Annotated in this window: 8 protein-coding genes; all 8 read right to left on the bottom strand. The window is 37.4% G+C overall.

Annotation, left to right across the window (positions count from 1 at the left end; genetic code table 11):
- Positions 1–19: 19 nt before the first annotated feature.
- The 8 genes from NQ546_RS04805 to NQ546_RS04770 all read right to left on the bottom strand — a co-directional run bounded on the left by NQ546_RS04805 (position 20) and on the right by NQ546_RS04770 (position 16279).
- A complete protein-coding gene (locus NQ546_RS04805; RefSeq protein WP_239463460.1) occupies positions 20–2260 on the bottom strand; it encodes a hypothetical protein in 2241 nt (746 codons plus the stop codon).
- 250 nt (positions 2261–2510) lie between these two features.
- Positions 2511–4874, bottom strand: coding sequence for a sugar-binding domain-containing protein (locus NQ546_RS04800; RefSeq protein WP_004292351.1), 2364 nt, complete (start codon positions 4872–4874; stop codon positions 2511–2513).
- Between the two features lie 108 nt (positions 4875–4982).
- Positions 4983–6695: a RagB/SusD family nutrient uptake outer membrane protein gene (locus NQ546_RS04795; RefSeq protein WP_004292350.1), complete on the bottom strand. Its 1713-nt coding sequence runs from the start codon at positions 6693–6695 to the stop codon at positions 4983–4985.
- 20 nt (positions 6696–6715) lie between these two features.
- A complete protein-coding gene (locus NQ546_RS04790) occupies positions 6716–9778 on the bottom strand; it encodes a SusC/RagA family TonB-linked outer membrane protein (RefSeq protein WP_004292349.1) in 3063 nt (1020 codons plus the stop codon).
- Positions 9779–9902: 124 nt separating this feature from the next.
- The gene (locus NQ546_RS04785; protein ID WP_039953510.1) at positions 9903–13862 is read right to left on the bottom strand and encodes a hybrid sensor histidine kinase/response regulator transcription factor; all 3960 of its coding nucleotides are present in this window, start codon (positions 13860–13862) and stop codon (positions 9903–9905) included.
- 294 nt (positions 13863–14156) lie between these two features.
- Positions 14157–14600, bottom strand: coding sequence for a cold-shock protein (locus NQ546_RS04780; RefSeq protein WP_004292347.1), 444 nt, complete (start codon positions 14598–14600; stop codon positions 14157–14159).
- A gap of 62 nt (positions 14601–14662) precedes the next feature.
- On the bottom strand, positions 14663–15781 hold the full coding sequence (locus NQ546_RS04775; RefSeq protein ID WP_021939722.1) for a DEAD/DEAH box helicase: 1119 nt from the start codon (positions 15779–15781) through the stop codon (positions 14663–14665).
- A 198-nt stretch (positions 15782–15979) separates the two neighbouring features.
- Complete coding sequence (locus tag NQ546_RS04770; protein ID WP_004292345.1) at positions 15980–16279, bottom strand: RNA recognition motif domain-containing protein; 300 nt, start codon at positions 16277–16279, stop codon at positions 15980–15982.
- Positions 16280–16285 lie beyond the last annotated feature (6 nt).

Below are 16285 nucleotides of genomic sequence, written 5' to 3'. Positions count from 1 at the left end.
CAAAATCCATATCACACAGCTATCGTTTGGCTATTTCCAGATCTTTAGCCACATCAGGACGAATCAATGCCCAGTGAAAGCGTAAATGATCATTTTCCTTCCAATGCTTCCCCCCTTGCTCACTGTAATGAACCAGCGGCATATCGTTGTATAACGGACGAGTAATTTCAATAACTTTATCCCAATATTCCAGTCCTTTACTCAAGTGCCGTATCGCTTGTTGCTGATAAGTCTTATTCCCATTTACCCTGTAAGTTTGCAAAGCAATAGCCCCACGTATCTTCTCGGCATAATGTAAACCTAAATTAGCCCAAGTTTTAATATCTGCAACTTCATAGATCAATGCTGCATTCTGATTCTTTGCCGGGTTAATATTTTCTACCAGTTTAAGAGCTTGTTTGGCATTCCTTTCCAAAGAATCGGCTATCTGCGGAGGTGTGACCCTTTCTTTGGTAAAACTTCCGCCAGCCAATATCCGTTCCACATAATCTGCTACTTTAACAAAAGAGGTATCAAGCGGATTTTGGTGAATCAATCGGTCGATAGAAACATATTCTTCCAATGGGGTTCCCGGCCTATTCCGATCTTTAGGAACAAGAGCCATCAATCCTTCACTATACAAGGTAAAATCCCAACCACAATCCGTATTTGACGCAAACACCAGCGGTGTGATGCCGGCAAGTGAAGAAGCTTTCAGCAGATTTTCACCATCTTTGCCATAACGACGAATAAATTCAGCATGAAACACTTCATCCGGCGTATCACTATCGTACAACAAACGTCCCCAAATTTTATAATACAGCCATTGACGTTCAAAAGCCCATTTCCAATTAGCCTTACTCATATCCGTCGTGAAATAATCTTTTGCCGGGATATAGGTTTCCGAACCTATAAAATACCCTCCAACATAAGCCGGAGAATTTAATTTCACATGCGCTCTGACAAATTCAGGTACCCCCCAACGTAGGCAAAAGATATCTTCATTACGTGCTGTCCAAGTCACCTTATATTTATCGGAGACAGGATTAAAGTAAGTATCATACAACGGGCCACCATGCACTTTAATCAGCTTGGGCGTGGAAAGGGAATGTGACCAATTGAATTTAAAGTCTGCAAAAATAGGACCTTCGGTAAAGCCCATATCCGCTTCCCGCTCTATGGATGCGCGAGTTATGCGCTCCGTTTCAACGCTGGTATTCCCAAGTGATTCGGTCGTACTAGAGAACGGTACGCGATGTACCAGTTTAGAAGGTCGATTGGCCCGCCGCATCCCTTCAATGATAGTTTCAGTCATCCAAGCTTCACGTTCTTGTGGTGTCATACCTGCCATGCCTTCACCCAAAGTCAATCCAAACCCCGTTAAATCAGGATATTCTTCCAACACTTGGGTTACACATTCGCGTGTGTAGTCTTTGACAATTTGTGCCGTTTCCCCACGCACATAGAAATGATGATCAAGATTATCCATTGCTACATTATGTGCAACTGAAAACTCCGGCGTCACAAAAATGTTGAACGGAATCAGATAGGTTTCGATAGCTCGCTCAGCAGCCATGCCGATGATAGACTGAAAAAGCTTTTGCCACTCTTTAAATTCTTCTTTCGTAAACGGGCTCGCTTCCGGATAGTTTTTAGGTATGATCATGAATGGATAAGGATGCAAGTTCCAAAGCGACAAAGCATTCAGCCTATTTTCGGCCATCATATCCAAAAATGCTTCCCAATATTTCGGGTCACGACAGGTCTCATCATGAAGATTCAACGCTTCACTATGCCGATAGGTATCCCATGGAAGATCGTACTTTACAGCTCGTAACATCAATTTCGGCTTTTCACTCCGAGCAACCGCATTATCCAACAAAATTTCATTCCTCAAATCTTCCGACAATGACAATGCCCCATAAATAAGTCCTCTATAATCTCCTCCAATAATTTTGATTACATTTCCTTCAGGAATAATAGCAAATGCTTCGGCATCATATTTCCTCTTGTCAATTAAGAATTTGATTGAATAATCTCCACTATTCGCATTTATTACATATCCCCGTTCTTGCAAAGACTTCGTCAACATTCGGGCTGCATAAGATTCTTCCCGGGAATTAACATCAAAATGAAGAGACACACCTTTCTTATAAGATGATTTCACTTCGGCATCACATTGCAATACCCCCCTGCCATTCACCGGACAAGGGAGATGCGCTTGAGCCGAGTTTATACAACACAATACAATAATGCAAACAAAAAAATAAATTCTTCTCATATTCATATTAGATTAAAACAACTCTCCAAGTTAACTGTAGCTTTATTGTTCAAAATTACGGAATCTTTCAGTTAGAATATATCAGATATGATACATCTTATTATACTGAAACTACAACATTATTTTCTATGTTACATTTTCTGTTTTCAATATAACAAACGCTAAAACGAAACTATTTTATACATAAAAAGAGTGCACCATTACAGTACACTCTTTTCTGTTATTCAACTAATATCAAACTACTTACCATCTACCGGACGGACTGGATGGTAACTACATAAGGAGTTGCTTTTCCTTCCATCTCCACACTAACTGTCATCGTGCCCGCTTTACGCAAGGATTGTACAACAACCAGCGCCTTGCCGAAATAGGTTTTCAACCTGTTCCCGCTAAATGAATTTTTACGTCTTAAATCTCCGTTATCAATGCCCAAGAAACGGCCATCACCTTCCACCGTTACAGTCAACTCTTTATCATCCGTCTGTACAGGTTTCCCATCCTCATCGTACAACTGAATAGCAATGTGCGACAAATCTTGTCCGTCTGCTTTAATCATTGTCCGGTCGGGCGTCAAAATTAAAGAATCCGTATCTTTTGATGTGGCAAGCTGATAAGCTGCTACTTCTTTCCCATCATTATATCCCTTTGCTTCCAAAGTTCCCGGACGATAAGGAATATTCCATATAATAGTATTATTCGTAAAGTCAGCTGTTTTTTGTTTGCCCATCGATTTACCATTCATAAACATCTCTACTTCTTCGCAATTTGTGATAGTGCACACCTGAATAACTTGTCCGAAATACGTTCTCGGCAAGTTCCAGTGTGAAGCCATCTTAGGCCACTGCCACAAATCCCTTCCATGGTCGATATCAAGAGAGGGATCAAGAAAAGCTATGCTTACCAATGGTTTATTGTTCCACATCGCACGATGATAGGCAGCGCGAGGTTTCTCAAACATACAGATATCAAACAGCCCGTTGGGCCATCCATGGCTTTCCCGACTAGCTGCCTCACCTAAGTAATCTACCCCCGACCAAATAAATCCACCAGCTACAAATTCATTCTCAGCAATGATGTTCCATGGATTATACGGAGTATAACTACGAATGTTTCCTTCTTCACCACTATAATAAGGAAGCTCTTCGGTTATCATAAAACGGCGTTCGGGGAATTTCTTGTGATCACTTAACATACGTGCCTCCAAATAGTTATATCCGATAACGTCCGTTACACCGGAAAACTTTTCCTGATGGTTGTTTTGTGCAGAGAGAATTGCCATACGACTCGGTTCTTTTTGGTGAACAAAATCCTGCAGCATTTTTGCACGTTCCACTCCTTCATCAGAGCTTTCCCACGCTTCCTGCAGCTCGTTTCCGATACTCCACAAAACAACCGACGGATGATTACGGTCACGCAACAACATATCCTCCATATCTGTTTGCCACCATTTGTCAAAATATTTGGCATAATAACCGGATTTCCATTTATCAAATGCCTCATCGATTACGATAAATCCCATACGGTCACACATATCCAGAAATTCAGGAGAGGGTTGATTATGCGCACAGCGGATGGCATTACACCCGTATTCCTTCAAAATCTCCAAACGGCGTTCACTACTCCGGTCGGGTACAGCTGTCCCTAATGCACCGGCATCCTGATGCAAACACAAGCCTTTAAGTTTGACTTGCTGACCATTTAAGAAAAATCCACGATCAGCTGTAAACTCTATAGTGCGCACACCAAATGGAGTACGATAGTCATCAACGGTTTTTCGCCCAATCTTCACTATGGTTTTCATGGTATACATCGACGGAGTATCAATCGACCATAGCACAGGATTTTCCAAATTCAGTTGTTGAGTTACATCAACCGTATCTTTGGGCTGAACCGTAACTTTTCGGTTATCACTTTTGGCTACAACTTTTCCTTCTTTATCCAGAATATACTGCATAAGTGTAGCGGTTTCTTCTTGGTGAGAAGTGTTGGTAAGGCTTGTCACAACAGCCACGCATGCTCTTTGGGCATCTATCTCTGGCGTAGTAACATAAGTACCATTGTTAATTACATGCATAGGGTTGGTTACAATCAGCCAAGCATGACGATAAATTCCAGATCCCGTATACCAGCGAGCGATGTTATCTTTTCCCGAACGGTCAACACGTACAGAAATTATATTCTTTTCCCCATACTTCAGATATGGAGTCAGATCATATTCAATACTACAAAATCCATACGGCCGAAAACCTAAATGTTTACCGTTAATATAAACATCACTCTGATGAAAAATGCCATCAAATAAAACAGATACGGACTTATTTTTATAGGAAGCCGGTACAATAAACGCTTTGCGATACCAACCGATGCCACCAGGCAAATGAGCAGCCGATCCACTAATCGAATGGTCAAAATTCAATTTAATACTCCAGTCATGCGGTAGTTGGATATCTTCCCACGATTGGTCATTATACACAGGATCAGCATACTGGCGATCATCATTTAATGAAAATTTCCAATCGAAGTCAAAGTTATCCTTTAATCGGTTTTCTCCTTGAGCGAATATCCCGACAACTCCCGCCGTAACCAAATAACATAATAATAATAATCTCCTCATAACAATATTTGCTATAATGTGTTTTTTAAGTTGGTATTTATAAAATAGATAAATATCAGCCTACTTTTTATGAAGCACTGAGATAGATTCTGAAGAGTTCATAAACTCCTAGAATTTCTCATAATCCGGATTTTGTTCTATTTTATTAAATATATTCTTTTCTATTTCGCTATACGGAATAGGGAATAAATTCTGGTGATCACCAACATTTGCACCAAACGGATTATATTTTCTAGAGCGCTCCACCATTTTACCTAAACGGCATAAGGTAGGCACACGAAAATCTTCGAAATATAACTCACGCATTTGCTCGTCCAGAATGAAATCGAGTGTTACTTCACTTGAACTAGTAAGCTGGCGAGTTCGAGCACGATCTCTAAGTTCATTCAGATCTGCCATAGCCTTATCCGGTTCATTATTGGCCAAATAGGCTTCTGCTCTAAGAAGATAAGTACCGGCCAAACGATACATGTATTCGTCTTTCATAGAAGTATTAGCACTTAGACTTCCCCATGCGTAAACCACGCCATGCTCACCCAAAGCTGTAAGTTTATATGTACCGTCAGCATTTTTCTGATAATTATCGTCCTCTAAAGTACCGACCTGACTGAATTTCATAATAAACGGATAGAACTGACGAGTTTGCTGTTCCTTATTAAACTTATCATATAACCCATCAGCCATGATCCATTTTTTGAAATCTTTCGCTTCCGGATTGTCAACTTGGAAATCGCGTATAATCATCAATTCAGAGTTACGGATATCTCCTGATTCCCAAATTTCGTTGAGGAAGTGATTAGTAGGACGAATAGTACCGATACCTCTACCACCTTTTTCCATCGTGTTGAGTGTAAAGGCTTTTACATTCTTTTTATCTTCTTTATCTCGCACATTCAAGCCTTCATAATAAGGAAGTAACCAACGCGGCATTTCATTACTATAGGAAGAACCGGAGTTCTTATATTCATACTGTAAAGCCCAAATTGTTTCAGTATTACCACTTGAACGGTTTTGGTTATTCAATTGGAATAAGTCCCAATAAGGATCACCGGTTTCGTCTTTTCTTGAACCGAAACGTGTTTTCATCAATCCCATACTGGGGTGAGTAATAACAGCAGTAGCTGCAGCAATGGCTTTGGAATAATCTCCAAGAGAAATATAAACTTCCGCCAACAAATGTTGAGCAGCCTGAATATTTACTTCACCATCTTTAGCCTTTGTAATATCATTCAGCATTTTGATGGCATCTTCCAAATCCTGACGTGCCTGGTCATAAGTAGCTTCACGCGTTGCCCGTACATAATCCTTTCGAGGTTCGGTAGCTTCTTCTAATATCAATGGAACACCGCCATATAAATTTGCTAAGAAATTATAAAAATAAGCGCGGAAAAAGAGTGCTTGTCCTTTAATTACTTTTTTGTTATCCTCACCTACCTCATTTTCCATATCAATACGGCTGATAATAACATTTGCATTAGCTATGGCTGAATAAGCTCTATCCCAATATGAACTGGCTACATAAGTATAGGGAGTAAGAAACGTTTTAAAGTCATTAAATTTAGCAACAGGGGAAGTATCTGTTCCACCGGAAGCAATATCACTGCAAATTAAAGCCATATTTTGGTCACCCATTTTCCAACGCATCCCTCGTACCTCATCATACAAGTAATTTAACGCATTTTGGAACTGGTCAGTTGTAGTATAGGAATTTTCAGGCGTATAGAAATCGTAGGGAGTTTCTTTCAACCAGCTACTTTCATTACAAGCTGTGCCTAAACATGATAATGCAACAGCTGCAAATATATATTTCAAGTTTTTCATTGTGATACGTATTTAATTTTTTAGAATTCAAAGTTCAATCCCAGTGTATAGCTCTTCATCGTTGGATAACCTCCATCCAAGTCATAGCTAATGCCTTGTCCTGCTTCAGGATCCCATCCGTCCCAACCTGTTATAGTAAAGAGGTTGGATGCGCTGATAAACACTTTCGCACGATTTACATGAATCTTGCTCAAGAATTTTTTAGGCAGGTTATATGCTAAAGATAACTCCTGCAAACGAACAAAACTACGGGAAATATAAGGTGAAAATCCTGAACCTAATGAATTAGTATAGAATCCCAATTGGCGATATCGAGCATCTGGATTTTCGGGAGTCCAATAATCAAATTTCATGAAACTGTTACTCAACAGGTGATCAGGAATGACTAATTTCCCAGCAGGTTGGCCCAGGTAGTGATTTTTACCACCTTGTACAGAATTGATAAAGATATTCAACTCAAAATCTTTATAAGTAAAATTGTTTTGAATACTGAAACGATATAAAGGATCTTTGTAACCAAGAATCTTCCGGTCATCCTCAGCTGTGTATGCGTTGTCATGGTTAACATCTTCAATCTTGTAAGTACCATACAAGAAACCATCAGGAATTATGCCTTTATTATAATCCTCTACCTGCCACATGCCAATGATGTTATAATCATAAATCGGATCTAAGGGTTCACCAATAAAGATATTACTTGCAACCAAATCATCTTCCCTACCATCTTTATTCGCATCAATACCCAAGATACTTTCTACTTTATTTTTATTCAATGAGAAGTTAGCAGTAATGGTCCATTGAAAATCTTTGTTAACAATGGGGATACCAGTAATACTAAATTCATGTCCTATATTGCGCAACTTACCGATGTTAGTAGGAATACTGTTAGTAACCATACCATTCATATGAGGAATTTCAACATCGTACAACAAATCACTGGTTTTAGATACATAAAACTCGTAATTACCAAACAAACGCCCCCCCAATACACTGAAGTCAAGACCTAAATTGACCGATTTGGTCGTCTCCCATTTTAAATCGGGATTCGGCAAAGTTTTCATTAGTTGCAACAAGCCACCTTTTGCACCATCACCATACACATATCCCTTACCATAGGATGAATTATTTTGCATTTGCGCCATAGTTGCATAGCGTCCACTAGTTCTATTCCCACTGGTACCATAAGACAAACGTAGTTTCAAGTTATCAATCCATTTGATATTATCTTTAATAAAAGATTCCTCAGAGAGTCTCCATGCCGCAGCTACTGATGGGAAATAACCAAACTTATTACCACTACTGAATCCCGAAAAACCGTCACGACGAATGGTTCCAGTAACAATGTAGCGATCATTGTAAGTATAGACTAAACGCAACATGTTATACAAGCTGCTTTCTTCCCAAGCATTTGAAGTAATGGCATTCAAGTCAGCTTGCCCCATTCCCATATTATTATATCCTAGAGTCTTATCAGTAAAAGTTTTGGCAATAGCATCAGTGCTCTCATAAGTGCGTTTTTCAACACCATATACAAATGTGGCATTAACAGAATGTTTTCCAAATGTATTTTGGTAAGTAATGATATTGTCCAACGTCCATTCATTTTGGTTGGTATGTTTCTTCTCTGCCTGACCTAACAAAGTATTGCCATACGGATTAAAATTATAATAATTATAGATCGTCCAGTTATTCGCATAGCTGATACGATAACTCAAACCTTTTACCCAAGGAATACTAACATCGGCATATACATTACCTGACAAGTTATAGCGTATATCCTTATCAGGATTACTCATTGTCAGCAAAGGATTTACAGTACTTACCAAAGGTTGTACTTTCAATGTTTTACCATCTTCTTCATATGGAGTGGCAGAAGCCGGAATGCTAAACAAACTACTAAATGAAGTATTCGCACCGGAGAAGTTACTTATATTAAAATAGGAAGCTGTTCCAACTTTTAACCAGTCTGTAATTTTACTATCCAAGTTCATGCGAACATTATAACGTTTGTAGGTATCATTAACAACTAAGTTTTGTTGGTCAGTAAAACCAAAAGAAACAAAATAACTATTCCTTTCTGTTTTTCCACGAACACTAATGTTGTGATTTTGAATATAAGGAACATCTTCCGTCAATAAATCCCACCAATCGGTATTCACACCATTATTATAACCAGTTATCACTTCTCCATCTTTAAAATAAGTAGCGGGGTTGAAATCCGGATTACGTTGTAACATATCAGTTCCCATACGACTCTCAGCCAACTTAATATCAGCAACCTGAGTAGCGAAACCATCTCTGTCAAGACGTTTCATATCATTGTTAATCAAACCTTGCAAAGTAAATGAACCACTATATTCCAAAATCGGCTTAGAAACACTTTTAACCGTTTTAGTAGTAATCATTAACACACCGTTTGCTGCTTGTGAACCATAAATAGCTGTACTACTGGCGTCCTTTAACACATCAATAGATGCAATATCACTTGGGTTAATATCAGAAATATTACCACGATAAATAACTCCATCCAATACAACTAATGGCTCAGTAGAACCAGAAATAGAGTTACGACCACGAATAGAAACAGTAGGTGAGTCTCCCGCTTTGGTTGCAATACCAATATTCAGACCTGGAACAACCCCTTTTAAGCCTTGTAAAACATTTACATTAGGTGATTTTTCCAACGCACCCATATCTGCACGAGTTACGGCTCCCGTCAAGTCACTTTTCTTTGCCGTACCATAACCAATAACAATCACCTCATCCAAATTTTGTGCGTCTTCTTTTAAGAGAACATTGAAATGAGTTTGATTTCCTACAGTTATTTCTTGCGTAAGATAGCCTATGAATGAAATAACCAGCACCGCATTTTTATTAGGAACAGTCAAAGTAAAATTACCATCCAAATCAGTTACCGTACCATTCGTGGTACCTTTTTGCAAAACGCTAGCACCAATAATACTTTCACCAAAGTCATCTTTCACGATTCCTTTTAACGTAATAGATTGAGCCCACGTCCCCAATGAATACGTCAACAAGACAGCCAAAACCATCCATGGCCTAAAATTAAAAGCATTTTTCATAACATATTAAATTTAAAATTTACACGCTGCAAACATAGTAATATGGTTATGAAATGCTCTAGTTTATTGTTACATACTATTCGGTCATTTGTAACATAGGCGTTACATTCTATATATTATTTTGTTACATATTCCTCTCCCTATACTCCCTAGGGGTACATCCATACGTTTTCTTGAAAGTAGAAGAAAACAAAATCGGATTTGAAAATCCAACAGCATAGGCTATCTGAGAAATATTAACTTTGTTATCCTTGAGTAAGATAGTTGCCTGTTGCAATCGTAAATTACGAATGAATTCACTTGTAGATACACCTATCAAATCTTTTAATTTACGATGAAGTTGCACTCTACTTATACCTACTTCATCTGCTAAATTTTCAACAGTAAAATCAACATTTGACAGGTTTTCATTGATGACCTTTATAAGACGCTCAAGAAAAAGTTCATCATTAGCTTTTATATTAATTGATTTTATATCTTTCTCCAAAATATTATACCGACTTTTTATAAGGATGCGATTCTCAATCAAATTAGCACAGAGCATCATTAGCTCATCAATATTAAAAGGTTTAGATAGGAAGGCATCAGCTTTTTCTTTATACCCCTTAATCCTATTTTCCAACTCTGTTTGCGATGTCAATAAAATAACGGGCAAATATCCTATTTGTGGTGTTCGTTTAATCCGATGTAACAGTTCGAATCCATCCATTATCGGCATAACAATATCTGAAATAACCAAATCGAATGTTTGACTCATCGCTACTTGTAATGCTTCCTGTCCATTGTGACAAGTAGTAATCCTATAGATATCTCCTAATTTGTCCTGCAAATACTCACACAGAGCCCTATCATCATCAACAAGTAAAATTCGATACTTGCTTTTCTTGTTAGATGCAGCACTTTCTGCATCTACAACCCATTCTTCCATAGGAATATTGTGAATAGGAGATGTTTCCACAACTTCTACTTCTCGTTCTTCTGCAGATAAGAAGTCATTTCCAAGCGGAATTTGTATTGTGAAACAACTTCCCTGTCTATCTGAGCGATTATCCGCCTTGATAGTACCATGATGAAGCTCAACTAACATTTTAGCCAAATTCAATCCTATGCCGAAACCCAAGCTACGATTTGGATCGGAAGGCGATTGATAAAAACGTTCGAAAACTTTTTCCATCTCTTTTTTATCAAGACCTTTACCGGTATCCCGCACACAAATTTCAGCATATTTCCTCAATGGAGAATTTGTTTTCAGCTCTTCTTTTGCAGTAAGTACTATTTCTATTTCCCCACCATCAGGAGTGTATTTAAATGCATTTGATAACAAATTGATTATTATCTTATCAAAGTTTTTCACATCAATCCAAACGAAGAGTTTCTCGGAAGTATGGTTGAAAGTAAAATTTATATTCCGCTTAATTGCTTGATAGCTGAATATCTCATAAATATCATCAATGAAACTAATCAAATCAGTCTCCCTACATTTTATCTTCATTTGTCCCTGATCAATACGCCGAATATCAAGAAGCTGATTTATAAGACTCATAATACGATTAGTATTATGTTCCATCATTCTCAATATTTTTAACATACCAGAATCCGTACTTTTTTTGAGTAGCTCATTCAACGGATTTATAATCAATGTCAATGGAGAACGTATCTCATGAGCTATATTAATGAAAAAGCGTATTTTCTCTTCATTTATTTCATCTCTTCTTTTATGGTTTTGCTGACGAATATATAGGTTTATAGAACCTAGAATCAACATAACTGCTCCAACAAAATAAATAACCAGTGCCCACGAAGTAAGATACCAAGGTGAGGCGATATAAATGGATATATTACGTATAGGAGACGAGATATTATTTTCGCAGGCTTGTACCTCAAGAGTGTACTGTCCCGGTGGTAAATAATTATAGGTAATCCGGTTCTCTCCAAGTAATGTATGACTCCAGTTGCCATCCAATTCCCTTAAACGATACTTAAAATAAGTATTCTTTCGATTATGAAAATTGAATGTAGAAAACTCAAAAGAATAAGTATTACTTTTAGGATCAAAATATAATTCATTTGTATAGACAGACAAAGTATCTGCCAGCTTCTTTTTACACAAAGCTGACTTTGAAGCATTTACCAAAACATTATCTACATATAAATTGGTTAGAACCGGAATATGTAACGGCTTACCAAATTGAATACTGTCAGGTATAAAACGGATAATATCACTAGGACCACCAAAATAAATGTATCCATTATTATCTTGTAAAGACATGCCAATTATATATTCTTTATCTCTCAATCCATTTCCGGAATAATAAGTTGTTACCCGGTGACTCTCCTGCTCAATACGACATATACCTTTGTAAGTACTGCACCAAATATTTCCTTGCGTATCTTTTTCTAATCCACAAACAACATTACTAGGCATACCCTCCTTTTTCCCTATGTGCTGAAGAGTTTGCTTTTGCTTATCATAAATATAAATACCATTATTAGTACCAATCCATAGCCGTCCGTCTTTATCTTCCAAAAGTTCATAGCATACATAGTTTTTCAAATCATGGTTAATAGGAAGATCTAAAAATATATTTTTAGAAGTATCATAGCATCTTACTCCCAGGAAATGAGCAATCCAAATAAGACTATCTTTATCGCACAGCAAATCATTAATCCAATCATTTCCTAATGTTACTTGATTTTCCATAGGAGTCTGGTAAGAAATTAGTGTACTCTCTCCATTAGTTGGGTTATAAACGCCCAATCCATTACCCGGACAAGATAGATAAAGCATATGATCACGCCCTTCAATAATCCTGTTGACACTTTTATTAACGAATAAAGAGGTCTGATAAAGTTTATCCGTATGCAAATTCAGCTGATAAATTCCGCCATCGTTACTTCCTATCCAAAGAGTTCCTTCTTTTTCATAAACAGTCCGAGGATAATGCGAAAGATTGTACTGCTTCAATCGTTTTCCTCCTCTGTCCAGTTGTTGAAGCGAACCGTCCCAGTTTCCTACCCATAAATGATTGTCACAACTTTGATAAATCATAGTCGGAGATCCTTGAGTTGGTGATACGGTAAGACTTAGAGACTCAAAAAGTTTTCCTTCATTAGGTACCATTACTAAACCTTTTCGACGGTAAGCCAACCATTTATTACCATCTGTATCCTCCAAAAAACACACTATTTCTCCGTACGTTAGCTCATCAAATGTATTTCCGGATACGCGTTCAGGATATAATTGTTTCTGTTTTGTATCAATAAACATTAACCCGTTGTTTACTGTATTTACCCACAGTTTACCATCACTGGTCTGGGTGATGCCGCGTGCAACAACGTTTCGATTGTCAGCAGTACGTACAGACTGAAAGCTCTCTTTTTCAGGAGTTTTCATCAAAACATCATTGTAAGTAATAAGATACAAATTACCCTGAGCATCTTCTTTCATACCATATACTTTCGGGAAAGGAGTCTGTGGTAGTGTATAAGTAACAATTTCTTTTCTCTCAAGAGAAATACGAGCCAGCTGATTGCCAAGATAACTAATCCAAACATAATGTTTTGTATCTTCATAAATACAATTTACATACAAATAATCACAATGTTCTCCTATCCAAGTCAACTGTTCAGCTTGGTCTGTATGGGAATTAATAGAATACAAACCAGAACCGGAAGCGGCAATCCAAATATCACCATTATGCAATTCTGTTATAGCTGTAACATTAGGATTGGAATTAACAGGTAATTTAATAGTTCTAAAAGCATTTTGTTGGGGTAAATAATACTGGATACCTTTATTACTTGCCACCCACAGTCTTTGATGAGAGTCCGAATAAACCTTATTGATATAGTTACACGCTATAGAGGTAGAATCACTTTCATCATGAAAATAGTTGGTAAATGTATAGCCGTCAAACTTGTTTAATCCGTCTTCTGTTGCAATCCATATAAAACCATATGCATCCTGCTCCAAAGAAATAATACGATTACACGATAAGTTATCATCATCATACACGATGACAGGGCGAGCATAGCCGAATAGACAGCAACAAACACATATTAAGAGTAAAAAAAGGTATTTCATAGCTGGCTTCTTTTTTGCAAAAATAAATAAAAATCTTCTTTTTTATAGAATAAAATTCTAAATAAATAATTATGTATATTTTCGGAATTTATCTCTTTCAGCTCAGCTAATTCTGTTATTACAGATACAATTACTCCTCTCTTGAAGCGCTTTTCCTAATAATAGATTTCCATTTACAGTTTCGATTTTAATTGTGTATCAAAAGAATAACATTTCTATTTTATGATACAAAATAAATCGTCTCGCAAGATAAGTAAATTTATCTTGCGAGACGATTTCAATATAAGATGTATATTATTTCTTTTCCAAACAAATGTTAACCGCATTCATCCCTTTTATTCCACGCTCAAGATCAAACGTAACAACATTCCCTTCTTTGATCTCCGTAACAACGTTATTCACATGGAAGAAATATTTTTCAACTCCGGAAAGATCTTTGATAAACCCAAATCCTCTGGACTCATTAAAAAACTCAACTCTTCCTCTCAGAATAACCGGTTCTTCATCCTCCTTTTTAGGAGTGGCAATCATTATTTCTTCTAAATTAATCTCTTTCTTCTTAACATTCTCCTCAGGGGGAGTCGAGGAAATCATTCCGTATTCATCCACATAAGCAATCATATCGTCAATGCTGCTTTTATTGGTTTTCCGGTTCTCTTTCCGCTTTAATTTTTCTTCTCGCTTAGCAAGTCTTTTCTTTTCATTTTCGCGTTTTCCCACTGTCATGGATTTTGCCATAGAACTTATATTATATTAATAGATATATAATTACTGAATAAATAATAAACTTAGAAGCAACCTCAAATTGCAAGTTCTGCCCTACTGAGTTTCTTTCCTGTCAACTTCTGAATATCGTTGACCAACTTACGTTCTTCCTGTGAGCAAAAGCTCAGTGCCGTTCCTGAATTTCCGGCTCTACCTGTACGTCCAATACGATGTACATAAGTTTCGGGAACATCAGGAAGGTCGTAGTTAATAACCAATGGCAATTCATTGATGTCAATACCTCTAGCGGCAATATCAGTAGCTATCATGACACGTATCTTACCTGATTTAAAGTTTTCCAATGCTGACTGTCGTGCATTTTGGCTTTTGTTTCCATGAATGGCTTGGCTGCCAATGCCGGCTTTGCCCAACACTCGAACTATTCTGTCTGCATTGTGCTTAGTACGTGAAAAGACAAGTACCGACTGTCCTTGGGTTTTATGCAAAATAGAAATTAGTAATTTACTTTTCTCTTTCTTTTCTACAAAGTAAACAGTCTGTTCGATTGCATCTACCGTAGATGATTTAGGAGTTATACTAATCTTCACCGGCTGCTTCAGCAAAGAGTTTGTAAGAGAAATAATTGTATCAGGCATAGTAGCTGAAAACAATAAAGTTTGTTTCTCTTTAGGAAGTTTTGGCAACAAACGTTTGATATCATGGATAAAACCCATATCAAGCATACGATCTGCCTCATCCAATACGAAATGCTGTATATTATTCAAACGAACATATCCTTGATTCATTAAATCCAGCAGCCTACCCGGAGTAGCAACCAAGATGTCCACTCCTTTATGCAACATGTTTACTTGTGTACGTTGATTTACTCCTCCAAAGATAACTCCATGGCGGACCTGAGTATATTTAGCATAGTCATCTATACACTCGCTAATCTGTAATGCCAGCTCACGAGTAGGTGTTAATATTAAAGCCTTAATACTGTTATTTAAGCTTTTATCAGCTTGTAGCTGTTGAATGATGGGAATGGCAAATGCCGCAGTTTTTCCTGTTCCAGTCTGCGCACAGCCTAATATATCTTTTCCTACTAATAGTGCAGGAATCGCTTTTGCTTGTATAGGAGTAGGATTGACATATCCTTTTTCTTCAATTGCTTTTAAAATCGATTCGGTTATATTTAAATCTTTAAATGTCATAAATGTTGTTTTTGAGTATGCTAAAAACATTAGCATGAGTATAATCTGAGCACGCTTCACTCAAGTGGCTCATACAAAAGTCTTATAAATCTTTGTAGAATGAAAGGTGCAGGTGGTGGAACGGAACGCTTCCGTTAAAATGAAAAAGACAGAAATTATTTTGAGAGGCAGAAAATCAAGTTTCCTGCCTCTATCTTATTAGTATCTTCTAGAGTTATTATAACCGCTACGAGGTCTGCCGTTTGACGGTCTTTCTTCACGAGGACGTGCAACGCTTACAGAAATAACTTTATTGTCATACTCTACACCGTTTAACTCGTCAATAGCTTTTTGCCCTTCTGTATCATTGTTCATTTCAACAAAAGCAAATCCCCTGGATCTACCGGTTTCTCTATCGAAAATAACTTTAGCTGAAGAAACTTCTCCAAACTCTGCAAATAAATTTGTCAAGTCAGCATTATTAATGCCATAACTTAAACCTGAAATGTAAATGTTCATTCTAAA

This window comes from Bacteroides eggerthii (assembly GCF_025146565.1).
GTDB lineage: Bacteria > Bacteroidota > Bacteroidia > Bacteroidales > Bacteroidaceae > Bacteroides > Bacteroides eggerthii.
Note: the sequence above shows the minus strand (reverse complement) of the source record. Positions and strands in the feature narration are given on the sequence as shown.

Coding starts and splice junctions, on each gene's coding strand:
- NQ546_RS04805 (WP_239463460.1), bottom strand. CDS start 2,260: ATGAGAAGAATTTATTTTTTTGTTTGCATTATTGTATTGTGTTGTATA.
- NQ546_RS04800 (WP_004292351.1), bottom strand. CDS start 4,874: ATGAGGAGATTATTATTATTATGTTATTTGGTTACGGCGGGAGTTGTC.
- NQ546_RS04795 (WP_004292350.1), bottom strand. CDS start 6,695: ATGAAAAACTTGAAATATATATTTGCAGCTGTTGCATTATCATGTTTA.
- NQ546_RS04790 (WP_004292349.1), bottom strand. CDS start 9,778: ATGAAAAATGCTTTTAATTTTAGGCCATGGATGGTTTTGGCTGTCTTG.
- NQ546_RS04785 (WP_039953510.1), bottom strand. CDS start 13,862: ATGAAATACCTTTTTTTACTCTTAATATGTGTTTGTTGCTGTCTATTC.
- NQ546_RS04780 (WP_004292347.1), bottom strand. CDS start 14,600: ATGGCAAAATCCATGACAGTGGGAAAACGCGAAAATGAAAAGAAAAGA.
- NQ546_RS04775 (WP_021939722.1), bottom strand. CDS start 15,781: ATGACATTTAAAGATTTAAATATAACCGAATCGATTTTAAAAGCAATT.
- NQ546_RS04770 (WP_004292345.1), bottom strand. CDS start 16,279: ATGAACATTTACATTTCAGGTTTAAGTTATGGCATTAATAATGCTGAC.